The sequence below is a fragment of the Winogradskya humida genome (assembly GCF_016862215.1).
GTDB classification, from domain to species: domain Bacteria; phylum Actinomycetota; class Actinomycetes; order Mycobacteriales; family Micromonosporaceae; genus Actinoplanes; species Actinoplanes humidus.
Genome location: NZ_BOMN01000065.1, coordinates 57,678 through 71,325 on the forward strand (window position 1 = coordinate 57,678; position 13,648 = coordinate 71,325).

At 70.6% G+C, this 13,648-nt stretch carries 15 protein-coding genes; 9 read left to right on the forward strand and 6 right to left on the reverse strand.

All coding sequences use genetic code 11. From position 1 onward, the window contains the following. Nucleotides 1-32 precede the first annotated feature (32 nt). Genes Ahu01nite_RS25660 through Ahu01nite_RS25670 form a run of 3 tightly spaced genes read left to right on the forward strand, consistent with a single transcriptional unit; the run spans nucleotide 33 to nucleotide 2,973 of the window. The gene (locus Ahu01nite_RS25660; protein WP_239159128.1) at nucleotides 33-1,016 is read left to right on the forward strand and encodes an efflux RND transporter periplasmic adaptor subunit; all 984 of its coding nucleotides are present in this window, start codon (nucleotides 33-35) and stop codon (nucleotides 1,014-1,016) included. Next, nucleotides 1,013-1,702 (forward strand): ABC transporter ATP-binding protein, encoded by a 690-nt coding sequence (locus tag Ahu01nite_RS25665; protein ID WP_203839184.1) that lies wholly within the window; start codon nucleotides 1,013-1,015, stop codon nucleotides 1,700-1,702. Before Ahu01nite_RS25660 ends, Ahu01nite_RS25665 begins: the two co-directional genes overlap by 4 nt. Continuing rightward, on the forward strand, nucleotides 1,699-2,973 hold the full coding sequence (locus tag Ahu01nite_RS25670) for an ABC transporter permease (RefSeq protein ID WP_203839185.1): 1,275 nt from the start codon (nucleotides 1,699-1,701) through the stop codon (nucleotides 2,971-2,973). Before Ahu01nite_RS25665 ends, Ahu01nite_RS25670 begins: the two co-directional genes overlap by 4 nt. A gap of 78 nt (nucleotides 2,974-3,051) precedes the next feature. Here the strand turns inward: Ahu01nite_RS25670 and Ahu01nite_RS25675 are convergent, their stop codons facing one another. Together Ahu01nite_RS25675 and Ahu01nite_RS25680 are read right to left on the reverse strand one after the other, a co-directional pair. Beyond that, on the reverse strand, nucleotides 3,052-3,957 hold the full coding sequence (locus Ahu01nite_RS25675; protein ID WP_203839186.1) for an aldo/keto reductase: 906 nt from the start codon (nucleotides 3,955-3,957) through the stop codon (nucleotides 3,052-3,054). 122 nt (nucleotides 3,958-4,079) lie between these two features. Continuing rightward, the gene (locus Ahu01nite_RS25680; protein ID WP_203839187.1) at nucleotides 4,080-4,805 is read right to left on the reverse strand and encodes a tetratricopeptide repeat protein; all 726 of its coding nucleotides are present in this window, start codon (nucleotides 4,803-4,805) and stop codon (nucleotides 4,080-4,082) included. An 81-nt stretch (nucleotides 4,806-4,886) separates the two neighbouring features. On the opposite strand from Ahu01nite_RS25680, the gene Ahu01nite_RS25685 reads away from it, so the two are divergent. The 3 genes from Ahu01nite_RS25685 to Ahu01nite_RS25695 all read left to right on the forward strand — a co-directional run bounded on the left by Ahu01nite_RS25685 (nucleotide 4,887) and on the right by Ahu01nite_RS25695 (nucleotide 7,364). Next, nucleotides 4,887-5,837 (forward strand): GNAT family N-acetyltransferase, encoded by a 951-nt coding sequence (locus tag Ahu01nite_RS25685; RefSeq protein WP_203839188.1) that lies wholly within the window; start codon nucleotides 4,887-4,889, stop codon nucleotides 5,835-5,837. A 10-nt stretch (nucleotides 5,838-5,847) separates the two neighbouring features. Next, nucleotides 5,848-6,753 carry a TIGR03619 family F420-dependent LLM class oxidoreductase gene (locus Ahu01nite_RS25690; protein WP_203839189.1) on the forward strand — a complete coding sequence of 302 codons (906 nt, stop codon included), beginning with the start codon at nucleotides 5,848-5,850 and terminating at the stop codon, nucleotides 6,751-6,753. A 74-nt stretch (nucleotides 6,754-6,827) separates the two neighbouring features. Beyond that, entirely contained in the window at nucleotides 6,828-7,364 is a 537-nt protein-coding gene (locus Ahu01nite_RS25695; protein ID WP_203839190.1) for a DUF3558 family protein, read from the forward strand. An 11-nt stretch (nucleotides 7,365-7,375) separates the two neighbouring features. Here the strand turns inward: Ahu01nite_RS25695 and Ahu01nite_RS25700 are convergent, their stop codons facing one another. Then, nucleotides 7,376-8,566: a beta-1,3-glucanase family protein gene (locus Ahu01nite_RS25700; protein ID WP_203839191.1), complete on the reverse strand. Its 1,191-nt coding sequence runs from the start codon at nucleotides 8,564-8,566 to the stop codon at nucleotides 7,376-7,378. Between the two features lie 335 nt (nucleotides 8,567-8,901). Between Ahu01nite_RS25700 and Ahu01nite_RS25705 the strand changes: the two genes are divergently transcribed. Next, nucleotides 8,902-9,573: a carbohydrate-binding protein gene (locus Ahu01nite_RS25705; RefSeq protein WP_203839192.1), complete on the forward strand. Its 672-nt coding sequence runs from the start codon at nucleotides 8,902-8,904 to the stop codon at nucleotides 9,571-9,573. Between the two features lie 50 nt (nucleotides 9,574-9,623). On the opposite strand, the gene Ahu01nite_RS25710 is transcribed toward Ahu01nite_RS25705, so the two are convergent. Both Ahu01nite_RS25710 and Ahu01nite_RS25715 read right to left on the reverse strand, forming a co-directional pair. Then, nucleotides 9,624-10,019, reverse strand: a complete 396-nt coding sequence (locus Ahu01nite_RS25710) for an Hsp20/alpha crystallin family protein (RefSeq protein WP_203839193.1) — start codon at nucleotides 10,017-10,019, stop codon at nucleotides 9,624-9,626. 102 nt (nucleotides 10,020-10,121) lie between these two features. Continuing rightward, nucleotides 10,122-10,676: a TetR/AcrR family transcriptional regulator gene (locus Ahu01nite_RS25715; RefSeq protein ID WP_239159129.1), complete on the reverse strand. Its 555-nt coding sequence runs from the start codon at nucleotides 10,674-10,676 to the stop codon at nucleotides 10,122-10,124. Nucleotides 10,677-10,753: 77 nt separating this feature from the next. Here Ahu01nite_RS25715 and Ahu01nite_RS25720 point away from each other — a divergent pair, with 77 nt between their 5' ends. After that, nucleotides 10,754-11,734 carry an alpha/beta hydrolase gene (locus Ahu01nite_RS25720; protein ID WP_239159130.1) on the forward strand — a complete coding sequence of 327 codons (981 nt, stop codon included), beginning with the start codon at nucleotides 10,754-10,756 and terminating at the stop codon, nucleotides 11,732-11,734. Here the strand turns inward: Ahu01nite_RS25720 and Ahu01nite_RS25725 are convergent. Continuing rightward, nucleotides 11,696-12,118 carry a cupin domain-containing protein gene (locus Ahu01nite_RS25725; RefSeq protein WP_438874829.1) on the reverse strand — a complete coding sequence of 141 codons (423 nt, stop codon included), beginning with the start codon at nucleotides 12,116-12,118 and terminating at the stop codon, nucleotides 11,696-11,698. The genes Ahu01nite_RS25720 and Ahu01nite_RS25725 overlap by 39 nt on opposite strands. Nucleotides 12,119-12,164: 46 nt before the next feature. On the opposite strand from Ahu01nite_RS25725, the gene dinB reads away from it, so the two are divergent. Then, on the forward strand, nucleotides 12,165-13,358 hold the full coding sequence (gene dinB, locus Ahu01nite_RS25730) for a DNA polymerase IV (protein WP_203839195.1): 1,194 nt from the start codon (nucleotides 12,165-12,167) through the stop codon (nucleotides 13,356-13,358). Nucleotides 13,359-13,648 lie beyond the last annotated feature (290 nt).

Below are 13,648 nucleotides of genomic sequence, written 5' to 3' on the forward strand. Positions count from 1 at the left end.
AACGGGTCCGTTCCGGCGCCGGGGAGGTCGGGGTGCGGTTCCTCAGAACGGGAGCGGCGGTTGCCGCGGTGGCGGTGGCCGCAGGGTGCACGTCGGGCGGTGGCGAGGCGCAGACGCCCGGGCTCGAGACCCGCGGCACGGTGCTCACCACGGTCAAGCCGACCCGGCAGGACCTGACCAACCGGATCGCGCTGACCGGCAAGGTGAGCATCGACCCGGTCTTCGGGATCGTCGCGCCGATCGACGGCGAGCTGCGTTACCTAGACCGCCAGCCGACGAGCACCCCGGTCAAGCACCTGACCTGGGTGGCGACGGTCTGGGACGACGACCAGGCGCACCGCGTGCAGATCCCCAAGGGTTCCACGCTGGCCGGGCAGCTGCTCGACGACCACGCCCAGGTCACCGAGGGGATGCCGGTCATCTCCGCGAAGCATTCCGGGTACGCCATCGTCGCCGACATCGACAGCTCGCTCGCCTACCGGATCTCCGGGTCGGCGAAATCGGTGCAGGGGCAGATCAAGAACGGCCCCGGCCCGTTCAAGTGCACGCCGCTGGGCACCATCGCCGCGTTGCCGGCCGGGACGATCCCCGCTCCGCCGCCGGCGCCGACCACTCCGGCGCCTTCCGGGGCTCCCGTTGCCGAGCCGGAGCCGGAGCAACCCCCCGCGCAGGGGTCCGACGCGACGGGGTTGCGGCTCGTCTGCACCGCCCCGGACGACGTCAACCTGATCAACGGCGCGGACGTCACCCTCGACGTGGTGACCGACAAGGCGTCGAAGGCGCTGGTGCTGCCCGTCGAGGCGGTTGCCGGGACGCAGGGCAGGGGCAAGGTCGATGTGGTTGTGGGCGCTGAGCGCGTACGCAAGACGGTAGATGTTGATCTTGGTTTGACCGATGGGAAGGTCATCCAGATCAAGAAGGGCCTGACCGGCTCGGAGGAGATCGCCATCCCCGCGCCGAACCTGCCCGCCGGGCCCGCGGGTGACGCCGGCAACCCGTCCGGAGGGCCGGGATGAGCCCCCTGATCGAGCTCACCGGCGTGACCAAGATCCTCAAGGGCCAGCAGGAACCGCGCACGATCCTCGACGGGGTCGACCTCGAGGTGCACGCAGGCCGCAGCATCGCGATCGTCGGGCGCTCCGGCTCCGGCAAGAGCACCCTGCTGAGCGTCCTCGGCCTGTTCGACCGGGCCGACGAGGGCGCCTACCGGCTGGACGGCCAGGACATCACCCGGCTGCCCGAGCGCCGCGCCGCCAAGCTGCGCAGCTCCCACTTCGGCTTCGTCTTCCAGCGGTTCTTCCTGCTCAAGCATCTGACCGCGGCGCAGAACGTCTCGATGGCGCTGGTCAACGGTCAGGGGTGGCTGCCGCGCCGGAGCCGCCGCGCCCAGGTCATGGCCGCGCTCGACCAGGTCGGCATCGCCCACCTGGCCAAGAACAAACCGGCCCGGATGTCCGGCGGCGAGCAGCAGCGGGTGGCGATCGCCCGGGCCCTGGTCCGCAACCCGAAGATCCTGCTCGCCGACGAGCCCACCGGCGCCCTGGACACCGAGACCGGCACCTCGGTCATAGACTCCCTGCTCGCGGCGACCGGCCGGGGCTGCGGGCTGGTCCTGGTCACCCACGACCGGGACCACGCCGCCCGGATGGACCGCACCCTCGACCTGGTCGACGGCGTGCTGACCGAGCGGGTCCCGGCGTGATCCGGCTCTCCGGGCGCTTCCGCTCGGCCCTGATCATCGGCCTGCAGGGCATCCGCGCCCGCAAGACCCGCACCCTGCTCTCGATGATCAGCCTCTTCCTCGGCGTCCTCGCCGTCGTGGTGGTGCAGACCGGCGCGAGCGTGGCCGAGCGCGCCATGCTCGCCGACGTCGAGCTGACCGAGGGCATCGACGGCACGACCGTGCTGGAGATGAACCCGACCCCCGAGGCGGCGAAGATCGTCGTCGACACCCTGAAGAGCAGCACCGGGGCGACGGCCCTGGTCAGCGTCACCGCCACGATCGGCGAGCCGGGCGTCACAGCGATCAACCCGGGCGGCTCCCCTTTCGGCGAGAACTGGGGCGGCGGTGAGATCTGCAACCCCGACGGCACCTGCACCGCCGCCGCACCGCCGGGCCAGGCCATCGACCTGCAGCTCTCGGCGATGACCAGCGACGTACGCGAGTTCCGCCCGTTCCGCCACCGCAGCGGCGCCTGGCTCGACTTCACGACGATGCCCGCGATGGCGCCGCGGCTCGTGCTCAACGAGGAGGCCGCCAAGGGCTTCGCCGAGCACCGCGTCCCCGCCGAGCTGCACATCCCCGGCGCGACCAGCAACATCACGCCGCAGTTCATCGGGGTCGTCGACGACGGGAACAACGCGCCGACGGCGTACACCCGCCTCGACGAGCTCAACAACTGGCTGTCGGCGGAGGGCGTGGTGGACCCCAACGGCGGCAACGGGGTCCAGGTGATGCTGGCTCCGGGCAACCCGGTCGCCCAGGTGCTGACGGCCAAACTGCGCGGGATCGGGGTCGACTCGTACGCCCGGACCATCAACAGCCGCAGGGACATGAGGGACGAGCTGAAGCTGTTCCGGCTGATCTTCCTGGCGATGGCGGGCCTGGTCCTGCTGATCGGCGTGGCCGGCATCCTCAACGTCGGCCTCGCCACCGTGGGTGAACGCGTCGAGGAGTTCGCCCTGCGCCGGGCGGTGGGCACTCCCCGCTCCCTGCTCGCCGGCATCGTGCTCGCCGAGACCCTGCTGACCGGCCTGCTCACCGCGGCGGCGGCGATCGGGCTCAGCGCCGCCGGTCTGAAAGCCCTCTCGGCCCTCTTCGGCGATCAGCAACCGTTCCTGCGCGACGTCCAGTTCCCGTGGGAGGCCGGCGTCGCGGGCATCATCGCGGGCCTGATCGCCGGCATCCTGGGCGGCTTCGTCCCCGCCCTGCGAGCCGCCGGCATCCCCATCGCCACGGTCATGCGCGCCTGAGCGACCCCGGCATCCCCATCGCCACGGTCTTGCGCGCGTGACCGGCCGGTCATGGTCATGCGCGCGGAACCGGCGTCGTCACGCCTCCGGGATGGGCCAGTTGCCGGTCTCCAGCGTGACGGCCTCCGGCTCGGGCCCGTTGCGCGTGCCCCGGTCGAGGGCGTCGAGCGCTACCAGCTCGGCGTCGGACAGCTCGATGCCGAAGACGTCGAAGTTCTCGGCGATCCGCTCCGGCCGCACCGACTTCGGAATCGCCGACCGCCCCTGCCGCAGATGCCAGGCGAGCATCACCTGCGCGGCGCTCACGCCGTGCGCCTGCGCGATGCCGAGGATCACCGGCTCGGTGAGCGTGCTCGTCCTGTTCTCCGCGCTCCAGCCCAGCGTGTCCGGGTAGAACGTGACACCGCCGATCGGTGACCACGCCTGCGTGAGAATGCCGTGCGCCGCGGCCGCCCGCTGCAGGTCACGCTGGGCGAAGTACGGGTGCAGCTCGACCTGGTTGACGGCGGGCACCACCTCGGTCCGCTTCAGGAGCGCCTCGAGATGCTCCGCGGTGAAGTTCGAGACGCCGATCGCGCGTACGCTGCCGTCCGCGAGCAGCTTCTCCAGCGCCCGGTAGGAGTCGACGGTGGCGTCGAAGGCCGAGGGCAGCGGCTGGTGCAGGATCAGCAGGTCGATCTGGTCGACGCCGAGCTTGGTGGCGCTCTTGGCGAACGCGTGCAGGGTCTGCTCGTACCCGTAATCGCTGATCCAGATCTTGGTCTCGAGAAAGACCTGGGAACGGTCGACGCCGGAGCGGCGCAGGCCCTCGCCGACCGCGTGCTCGTTGAAGTAGACGGCCGCGGTGTCGATGTGGCGGTACCCGGTGGCGAGCGCCGCCTCGACGGCCGGGACGGTCTCCTCGGGCGAGCTCTGGAAGACACCGAAGCCGAGCGCCGGCAGGGTGACGCCGTTGTTCAGGGTGAGCAGGGGTGCAGCGGACATGACGGATCTTCTTTCGTTCGGAGCCGGGCCCCGTGCGGAGCCCGTGCATCCATTACGCGCCGCATCCGAGCGGCGGAGAAGGTCGCGCCTTTCCGTGTACTGCCGTTACACCCCAGGGCCGGTCAGGAGAACTTCTTGCCCGCGGGGTCCAGGCCGACCTCGGCGTTCGCGAGGAATTTTTCGATCCAGGCGATGCGCTGGGCGCTGAGGTCGGCGTCGCGGGCCTGCTGCAGCGCCTGGCGCATGTGGGCGAGGCCCTGCTCGCGCAGGCCGTCGGCGAGCTCCGCGATGCCCAGGGCGACCGTGCCGCCGGGGATCCAGCGCGGGTCGCCGAGCTCGGTGCGCAGGTCATGGGAGATCTTCAGGTGGTGCAGGGCCCGGTCGGATTCCAGGTCGCCCATCGCGTAGTAGAAGCCGATGTGGCGGTGCACCTCGGAGCGCAGCAGCAGGTCGTCGTGGCGCTCGGCGAGCTCGAGGGCCTCGCGGTAGTAGGGCATCGCGGTCGCCCAGTCGCTGCGGAGCACCTGGTGGGCCAGGCCCAGCCCGAAGAGCGACTCCGCGGTGCCGGCCTCGTCGCCGAGCTCGCGGCGGATCTCCAGGGCCTGCTCGAAGAGGCCCACCTCGACCTCGCTGTCCGCGTCGGCCAGGTCGTTCTCCAGCGCCCGGAAGTGGGTCAGCATCGCCAGCCGGTCCAGCGCCGCGGCCTCCAGCGCCCGGTCGCCGGCCTCGCGGGCGTCGGTCAGCAGCGCGGTGAACGTCTCCTCGGCCCGGCCGTAGTCGCCTGTCCGGAACGCCGCCTCGAACATGGCTTCGTTACCGGCCGTCAGTGTTTCCCCCGTCGTCCCCATATGCGGAGATTACTGCCCACCGCGCCCTCGGCGCTGTCCGTCGGCCGGACCGACCCTTCCGGGTCATGGGAGGCTCGACCGATGGCGCTGACCATTGAGGACATGAGCGAGGCCGATTTTGCCCGGCGGCGGGGCGCGCTGGTCGCCGATGTCACCGATGCGCTGATCAAGGCCGAGGGGCGCACGGTCCAGGAAGCCGAGATGCTCGCCGCGGCCAGCATCGGACGCCATCTGCCGGACGGCCCGGCCACGCCGGGACACGTGCTGCGCAGGGCCGTCATGGCCGGCGAGGAGATCGGCTGGGTCTGGGTGTCGCTGCCCGGCACGTTCTCACCCGCCATGGCCTCGATCTCCGATCTCGTGATCGACCCCCCACACCGCAATCAGGGGTACGCCCGGAGCGTCCTCGATCTCGTCGAGCGCGACCTGCGGGTGCGAGGTGTCGCCCGCGCCGGCCTGAACGTCTACGGCCACAACACCACCGCGCGGCGCCTCTACGAGCGGGCCGGGTACGAGATCACCAACCAGCAGCGGGCCCGGGCGCTCACCGACATCCCGGCGAGCGAGGGCGTCTCGCTGGTGACGATGCGTGACTACGACACGCGGATGGCAGCGCTGGTCGAGGAGTTCGCCGCGGATCTTTCCCAGGACGAGGGGCTCGCGCCGGCGGACGCGGCGGAGCTGGCCCGGCGCCGGATCGCCGGGTGGCTGCCCCAGGGTCCGGAGACCGAGGGCGTGCAGCTGCGTACGGTGGTGGCCGAGGGTGTTGAAGTGGGCTGGGTCTGGTCGGGTGTGTCCCAGCGGTCCCCGGGCATGGGCTGGCTGAACACCATCGAGATCGACCCGGCGTTCCGGTCCCGCGGCTACGGCAGCCTGGCCATCGCCGCGGTGCAGCACGAGCTCGCCCGCCGCGGACTGCGCAGCATGGGGCTCAACGTGCACGGTTACAACGTGCGGGCGATGGCGCTCTACGAACGGCTCGGCTTCGAGGTGCTGGCCCAGCAGATGGCGAAGAACCTCCCCGCGCTCTAACGTGAGCCTCATGCTGATCAGCTGCGGGTGCCCGGTGGCCGGCGTGTGGGCGGACCCGATGTCGGTGACCGGGTTCGCGATGCGGGCCGAGGAGCTGGGCTATCACGGGCTGTGGGCGTTCCAGCGGCTGCTCGCGGGCGTCGACCAGGAGCTTGCCCCGGTGTATCACAGCGTGCTCGACCCGATGCTCGCGCTGACGTACGCCGCGGCGCGGACCACCCAGATCCGGCTCGGCGTCGCGGTCATCAACCTGCCCTACGTGTCACCCGCCTACCTCGCGAAGCAGGCGAGCACCCTCGACGTACTGTCCGGCGGCCGCTTCGACCTGGGGCTGGGCACGGGCTGGTCCGAGGTGGAGTTCGCGGCGACCAACTCCGACCCCAACCCGCGCGGCCGGCGCACCGAGGAGTATCTCGCGGTGCTGGCGACGCTGTTCAACGACAAGGTCTCCGCGTACGAAGGGGAGTTCTACACCGTGCCCCCGAGCAGCATGGCCCCGGCGCCGGTGCAGGCGGGCGGCCCGCCGATCCTGCTGGGCGGCACCGCGGAGGTCGCGCTGCGCCGCGCCGGGCGGCTCGCGGCGGGCTGGGTGAGCAGCAGCCGGGCGTCCTTCGAGGAGATCGCCCGGGGCACGCAGATCGTGCGGCGCGCCGCCGAGGAGTCCGGTCGCGACCCCGACGAGGTCCGTATCGTCGTGCGCGGCGTGGTCAGACCCGGTCTGCGAGACGACAGTGTGCCGCTGTCCGGCACGTGGGAGCAGATCAAGGGCGGTGCCGAGTTGTACGCCGAAGCCGGCGTCACCGAGCTCTTCTACGATCTCAACTGGGACCCGAACATCGGCTCCCCGGACGCCGATCCGCGCGCCGCGGGCGAGCGTGCCGAGGAAATCCTGACCGCGCTCGCACCCAACGGCTGAGTTTTCCAGGCGTACGGGTCATTGCTGGTCCGCTGATCTATCCTCGCGGCCGGGGCGGGCGGCACGCTGAGCGCATGAAGCTCCGCCTTGCCACCCTCGCCGTCATCTCCGCCACTCTTTTTCTGAGCGGATGCGGGGTGACTGCTGCTCCCGCCGCCGCGCCGACCGCCACCACCGATGCCGCAGAGTCCAACGCGACGACTCCCGCGGCGAGCTCCGGGATGGGTGACTCCGTCAAGGACTCCGGCGACATCCCCGACCCGTGCACGCTGCTCAGCGATGCCGAGGTCAAGGATCTGACCGGCCGGGCGATCAGCCAGACCGACCACGACGGCGAGGAGACCGGCGCGACCACGCGGTTCTGCCAGTGGCAGCAGCCGAGCGGGCAGCTGGCGATCTTCCTGTCCCGGACCACCGAGAGCGACTTCACCACGGTGATCGAGGGCGCCGAGCCGGTGGACGGCGTCGGCGAGGACGCGTTCTCCCTGGCCGGGCATCTCTACGTGCTCTACGGCACGGTCTCGATCGACGTGTACTCGCGCGGGGACAGCGACGAGCAGAACATCGACAAGGCCCGGGAGATCGCGAAGGTCCTGATCTCCCGGGTCTAGTCGATCGGTACCTAGTTGAAGGGGCTCAGCGTGATCCCGATCGCGGTCGGGGCACCGTCGTGGACCAGGGACTCCTGGTTGGCGACGTCGTCGAACGCGAACGCGTACGCCTTGCCGTCCACCATGTTCGCGTGGATCACCTTCGCGTAGTCGTTCGTCGGGTCGTGCTGGTAGAACGTCGACACGTCGGTGCTGGGCTCGACGTCCTGGCTGCCGAGCGTGGTGCGCTGCAGCGCCGCGCAGAGGCTGCGGGCGATCGGGCCCACCACGAGGTCGTTCGGGGCGCCGAGGTTGCCGTCGCAGCCCCAGACGTTGGACGTGGTCGGCTTGGTGATGCTGGCGACCTGCGCACCGGTCGAGTCGGTGAAGTTCATGACGTCACCGGACGTACGGCCCTTGAACGCCTTGTCCGGCTGGTCCAGGAACGGGGTGACGGTGAGGTCGGCGTTCGCGTACGCAGCCCACGCCTCGTCGATGTAACCCGCCAGGTAGTTCGGGTCGAAGCCACCGGCGTCGGCACCCTTGCCCGGCGACAGCACCCGCAGCACGGTCCCGTCCTCACGGGTCTGCACCAGCTTGCTGAAGTCGGCGTCCGCCTTCAGAGCGTCGATGACGGCGTTGCGGCCGCCGGCCTTGAGCTCGCCGGTCGCCTGGGTCTGCCCGTCCGAACCGGTCACGCTGACCTTGTGCGGCACGGCGAACATGTCGACCTGGGAGCTGTTCAGGAACACCCCGGCGTCGTTGTACGTGAACTCGCTCCAGTCGAACAGGATGTCGCTGTTCGCGTCCCCGGCCGCCCACGGCGCGGGCTGCACGAGACCGCCGTCCTGACTGAGCTTGAAGTCGAGCTTCTCGCCGAACGACATGTACATCCGGCCCGAGAGGCCCTTCGGCACCTCGATGGTCTTGCTGGCCCCGGCGGCGGGCCCGTCGATCGACACGTCGGGCGCCGGCGCGGGCGGGTTGGCGCCGCCGGTCCACGGGGTGAAGGTGCCGGCCTCGGTGACGTACCCGAGCTTGCCGCCGGACTCGCCGAGCACGTACAGGTGCACCGCCTCGCCGCGACCGGAGTCGTTGGTGACGGTCAGCGGGAGCAGGTCGGGCAGGGTCGCCGCGCTCGCGTTGGGGATCACCGCGACGGCGGCGGGGACGGCGACCGCCGCCACGGCGAGTCCGAGCAGGGATTTTCGATTGAGTCGCATGAGCACTCCACGGTCCGGCCCCCGGGTCGCGCGGGCCCGGCAGCACCGGGAGGGATCCCACGCCGGCCAGGGACGCTTCGGGGGCGGACATCGGAAGGGGGATGCGCCCTGACCGTCACGCTCCGCAGCCACCTTCGCTGCGAGAGCGCTCTCACACTGTGATCGGGCAGCGTAACGATGTCAATTGATGTCGCCCCGCCTGTAGCACACCGTGACGGAACCCGAATTACGGGTCGTCATCGCAGGTCAGCACAGGCATGGGGGAATTTCGGGCAGTGTTGTCGGGGCAGCGCGTGCACCACCGGTGGCCGGGCTTCGGCTATTCTTCCGACCCGATGACTACGACCGCTCCCCGCTCGCCCGGGACCTACCACTCGCGTTCGCGGGTCACTCGCAAACGGGTGCTGCTCGCCGCGGCCGGGCTCGTCCTCGTCCTTGTCGGCTACACGATCGGACGGCTCCAGGGTGGCTCGTCCTCCCCTGCCGTCGCCGCCCCTCCGGTCGTGTCCCCTGTTCCTTCTTCGGCTTCTTCGGCTTCTGAGGTGCCGTCGCCGTCCCCGTCGCCCTCACCGACTGTTGAGGAGCCGAAGGGCGGGACCGACGCGTACAGCACGATCCAGGCGGAGAATTCCACCAACCAGCAGGGCACCGAGTCCCAGGACACCGAGGACGACGGCGGCGGCAAGAACATCGGCTGGATCAACCGCGGCGACTGGCTGCGGTTCGACCAGGTCAACTTCTCCGGCACCCCGGCCACCCAGTTCGCCGCCCGGGTCGCCTCGGACGTCGGCGACGGCGTGCAGGGCCGGATCGAGCTGCGCCTCGACAGCCTGGGCGGCACCCCGATCGGCACCATCACGGTGGGCAACATGGGCGGCTGGCAGAAGTGGCAGACCATGACCACAGGAATCACGCCGACCACCGGGTTGCACACGCTCTACGTGACGTTCGCGAGCGACTCCGGCACGGAGTTTCTCAACCTGAACTATTTCGCGTTCAGCCATTGAGTTTTTCCATGGAAAAGCCCGGAGCGTTTCGCTCCGGGCTTCTCGGCTGATCAGACGCCGGCGACCTCGAACTTGCGCGGCTTGGCCTTCTCCGTGACCGGGATGCTGAGGTTCAGCACGCCGTTCTCGTAGCGGGCCTCGAGCCGGTCGGTGTCCAGCGACTCCGACAGGAACACCTGCCGGCTCACCGCACCCGTCGGCCGCTCGGCCACGACGTACTTCACGCCCTCACGCTCGGCCCGCTTGCGCTCGGCCCGCACGGTGAGCACCTTGCGGTCGACCGAGATGTCGATCCCGGCCGGGTCGACGCCGGGCAGGTCGATGTCGATGACGAAGGTGTCCCCATCGCGGTACGCGTCCAGCCGCGCGCCCGCGTTACGGGTCGCGGTGTCAAAGACGCGAGCGGTCAGCCGGTCGAACTCGCGGTAGTCGTTACGCAGCACCATCAGGATCTCCTCCGGTTTCAAAGTTGAGCGCTACACGCTCAAGTCTTATAACCGGGGGCCTGCCCGCACCCTTCCAGCAGCGGGCGTGAGCTGCGACACGAGCTATCGGAGCACGCGCAGAACCATCTCGGTCAGCACGGCGACGTCGGTCCCTCCCATCGGCGCTCCGGTCATGCCCATCCGGTGCAGCAATGTTCCGACGAGCACGTCGATGATCAATAGAACGCGCTCCTCCGGCTCACCCAGAGCGTCCTGGAGCGCGAGCCGATACGGGTCCTGCAGCCGCGTGGACAGAATCTCGCGCAGGGCCGGGTCGCTCATGGCGTCGACGAAAACCCCGGCGAACGCCACGCCCACGCCCGGCTCGCCGATCTTCGCCACGAGAAAACGGATGCACCCGGCGAGGATCTCCTCCGGGGTGGGGGCCTCCAACGGCAACGGCCTGAACGCTTCGAGCAGGCAGTCCGCGATCAACGCACCCTTCGACGGCCACCGTCGGTAGATCGTCGTCTTCGCGATGCCCGCCGCCGCCGCGATCCGGTCCATCGTCGCGTTGGCATAGCCCAGCTCGTGCATCGTGCGCAAAGTCGCGCCGAACACGGTCGCGTGGAGATCCGACCGGGGCCGCCCGGGCGCGGATGCGGAGGAAACCGACACCCGGTCAGGGTACCCTTGACAATACGCTACCGCTGGTAGCGTAATAGGGATTCAGGTAGCACAGCCGGGAGGACACCATGCGAAGCAAGGCTCCACTGGGCACCCGCATCCTCAAGGACACCCTCGACTGGGACGCGATAACCGACGAGCAGGTGATCACGGCCGCCGAGCGGGCCAACCGCATCGCCTCGTCCCGGGCCGCACGGATCATCACCGGCCGGCCGGACCGCCGCGCCCGGATCACAGAGACCACGATCGAGCTGCCGGGGCGACGCTTGACGCTGCGGGTGCACCGCCCGAAAAGTGCCGCCGGGAAGCTGCCGCTGGTCGTCTCGTTCCACGGTGGAGGCTTCCTCGGCGGCACCGCCGCGCAGAACGACTGGCTCAACAGCCACCTCGCCGCACACTGCCCAGCGGTGGTCGTGTCGGTCGAATACCGGCTCGCCCCGCGGCACCCGCTGCCCCAGCCGATCGAGGACGGCTACGACACGCTCGTACGACTGGTCGAGGGCGCTTCCGCATGGGGTATCGACCCGACCGCCGTTGCAGTGCTGGGTGAGAGCGCCGGCGGCATGATCGCGGCACTCATCGCGTTACGCGCCCGCGACAACGGCCCGGCCCTGCTCGCCCAGGTGCTCCTCTACCCCGCCACCGACCTGACCGAGACCATGACCGACTACCCGTCGATCACCGAGAACGCCGACAATCCCACGCTCTCGCTGCCCCGGCTGCGGGCGGCCCGCCGGTTCAGCCTGCCCCCGGGCCTCGACCCGAGCAGCGTGTCCCCCATGAAGGCCGAGAATCTGGCAGGCCTCCCGCCGGCGCTGATCGTCACCGCCGCACTGGACCCGCTGGCCGACCACGGGAGCCGCTACGCCGAACGACTCGGCGAAGCCCGCCTTGTCTGCTACCCGAGGGCCACCCACAGCTTCCTCAGCACGCCGGGCCTGGTCCCCGCCGCCAGACCCGCACGCCGGGAGATCCTCGGCTTCCTGCGCGACCACCTGCATCCGGCCGGGTCAGGCCATGCGGAAGTCCTCGAAGTCGAAGCCGGGTGAGACCACGCAGCTGACCAGGACGGGCTCGTCGCCGGCCGGGCGGGCGGCCTGCCAGACCCCCGCGGGGATCAGGCCCTGCGGGTTGGCGCGGTCCAGGATCACGGTCTCGCCCGGCTCCTGCGGGTCGGGACCGTCGCCGCCGAAGCTGAGCTCGAGCGAGCCGGAGTGCAGGAGCCACAGCTCGTCGGACTTCACCACGTGCCAGGCCGAGGACTCGCCGGGCTGGAGCAGGAAGTAGATGGCGGTGGCGGCGTTGCGCGGGCCTGCGTACCCGTCGGGGTGGAAAACGGTCTTTGACCGGAACGTCTCGCGGAACCAGCCGCCCTCGGGGTGAGGTTGCAGGTCAAGGGCTTCGGCAAGCGGGGGGCGCGTTGTCATGGACACATCTTTCCGCAGACCATGATTCGAACATGTGTGCGAAGATCTGGGGGTGGCTGATCAGGCGAGCATCCTGCACGCCGACCTGGACTCGTTCTACGCGTCGGTCGAGCAGCGCGACGATCCCGGCCTGCGGGGGCGGCCGGTCCTCGTGGGTGGCGGGGTGGTGCTCGCGGCCAGCTACGAGGCCAAGGCGTTCGGGGTGCGCACGCCGATGGGCATCGCCCAGGCCATGGCGTTGTGCCCGGGCGCGATCGTGGTGCCACCGCGGATGCACGCCTACTCGGCCGCGAGCAGGGCCGTCTTCGACGTCTTCCACGACACCACCCCGCTGGTCGAGGGCATCAGCATCGACGAGGCCTTCCTGGAGGTGGGTGGCCTGCAAAGGATCATGGGTACGCCCACCGCGATCGCCACCCGGCTACGCGCCGAGGTCCGTGAGCGCACCGGCCTGCCGATCACCGTCGGGGTGGCGCGCACCAAGTTCCTGGCCAAGGTGGCGAGCGCGGTCGGCAAGCCGGACGGGCTGCTCGTGGTGCCACCCGGCGAGGAGCTGTCATTCCTGCACCCGCTGCCGATCGAGCGGCTGTGGGGCGTCGGCCCGGTCACGTCCGGCAAGTTGCGGGAGCACCAGATCCACACGGTCGGGCACGTGGCCCGGCTCGGCGAGGCCGCGCTGGTGGCGATGCTGGGCGGCGGCGCGGGCCGGCACCTGCACGCCCTCGCACACAACCACGACCCCCGCCGGGTCAAGGTGGGCCACCGCCGCGGGTCGATCGGCGCGCAATCCGCCCTCGGCCGCCGCGATCACCCCTTCGACGAGGTCGACGCGACCCTCGCGGCCCTGGTCGACCGGGTGACCCGGCGGATGCGCGCCGCGGGCCGGGCCGGGCGCACGGTGACGCTACGACTGCGGTTCGGCGACTTCACCCGCGTCACCCGCTCCCGCAGCCTGCTCAAGGCCACGATGCAGACCCGCACGGTCCTCGACACGGCCCGCACACTACTCACCACCGCCTGGCCCCTGATCCAGGAGCGAGGCATCACCCTGGTCGGCATCGCGGTCGGCAACCTCGACACCGACGGCGGCATCCAGCTCGAGCTCCCCTTCAACACCCCCCACGACGACAACGGCCTCGACACCGCCCTCGACACCGTCCGCGACCGCTTCGGCTCCTCCTCGGTCACCCGCGCGACCTCCCTCGGCCGCCACCTCAATCCATCCGTGCCGATCCTCCCGGATTGAGCCCCCCATCCCCCTGATCCGGCTTGCCACGCGCAAGCACCCGACCCACCGGGGTCGGGGCCCGGGGCCAGGCCTCCCAGGGTCGGGCCCCCGGGTTGGGCGCCCCAGGGTCGGCGGCCCGCGTTGGGCGTCCCGAGGTTGGCCTACCGAGATTGGGCGGACCGGACCGGACCGGACCAGGCCGGGCAGACCGGGCCGGGCTGGGCCGGGCTGGGCTGGGCTGGGCTGGGCTGGGCTGGGCTGGGCTGGGCTGGGCTGGGCTGGGCTGGGCGCACCGGGCTGGGCTGGGC

Bases quoted from the DNA above. Each gene is read 5' to 3' on its own strand.
- Ahu01nite_RS25695 (WP_203839190.1), top strand. From the start codon at position 6,828: ATGAAGCTCCGCCTTGCCACCCTCGCCGTCATCTCCGCCACTCTTTTT.
- Ahu01nite_RS25700 (WP_203839191.1), bottom strand. From the start codon at position 8,566: ATGCGACTCAATCGAAAATCCCTGCTCGGACTCGCCGTGGCGGCGGTC.
- Ahu01nite_RS25720 (WP_239159130.1), top strand. From the start codon at position 10,754: ATGCGAAGCAAGGCTCCACTGGGCACCCGCATCCTCAAGGACACCCTC.
- Ahu01nite_RS25665 (WP_203839184.1), top strand. From the start codon at position 1,013: ATGAGCCCCCTGATCGAGCTCACCGGCGTGACCAAGATCCTCAAGGGC.
- Ahu01nite_RS25710 (WP_203839193.1), bottom strand. From the start codon at position 10,019: ATGGTGCTGCGTAACGACTACCGCGAGTTCGACCGGCTGACCGCTCGC.
- Ahu01nite_RS25685 (WP_203839188.1), top strand. From the start codon at position 4,887: ATGGCGCTGACCATTGAGGACATGAGCGAGGCCGATTTTGCCCGGCGG.
- Ahu01nite_RS25680 (WP_203839187.1), bottom strand. From the start codon at position 4,805: ATGGGGACGACGGGGGAAACACTGACGGCCGGTAACGAAGCCATGTTC.
- Ahu01nite_RS25690 (WP_203839189.1), top strand. From the start codon at position 5,848: ATGCTGATCAGCTGCGGGTGCCCGGTGGCCGGCGTGTGGGCGGACCCG.
- Ahu01nite_RS25675 (WP_203839186.1), bottom strand. From the start codon at position 3,957: ATGTCCGCTGCACCCCTGCTCACCCTGAACAACGGCGTCACCCTGCCG.
- Ahu01nite_RS25705 (WP_203839192.1), top strand. From the start codon at position 8,902: ATGACTACGACCGCTCCCCGCTCGCCCGGGACCTACCACTCGCGTTCG.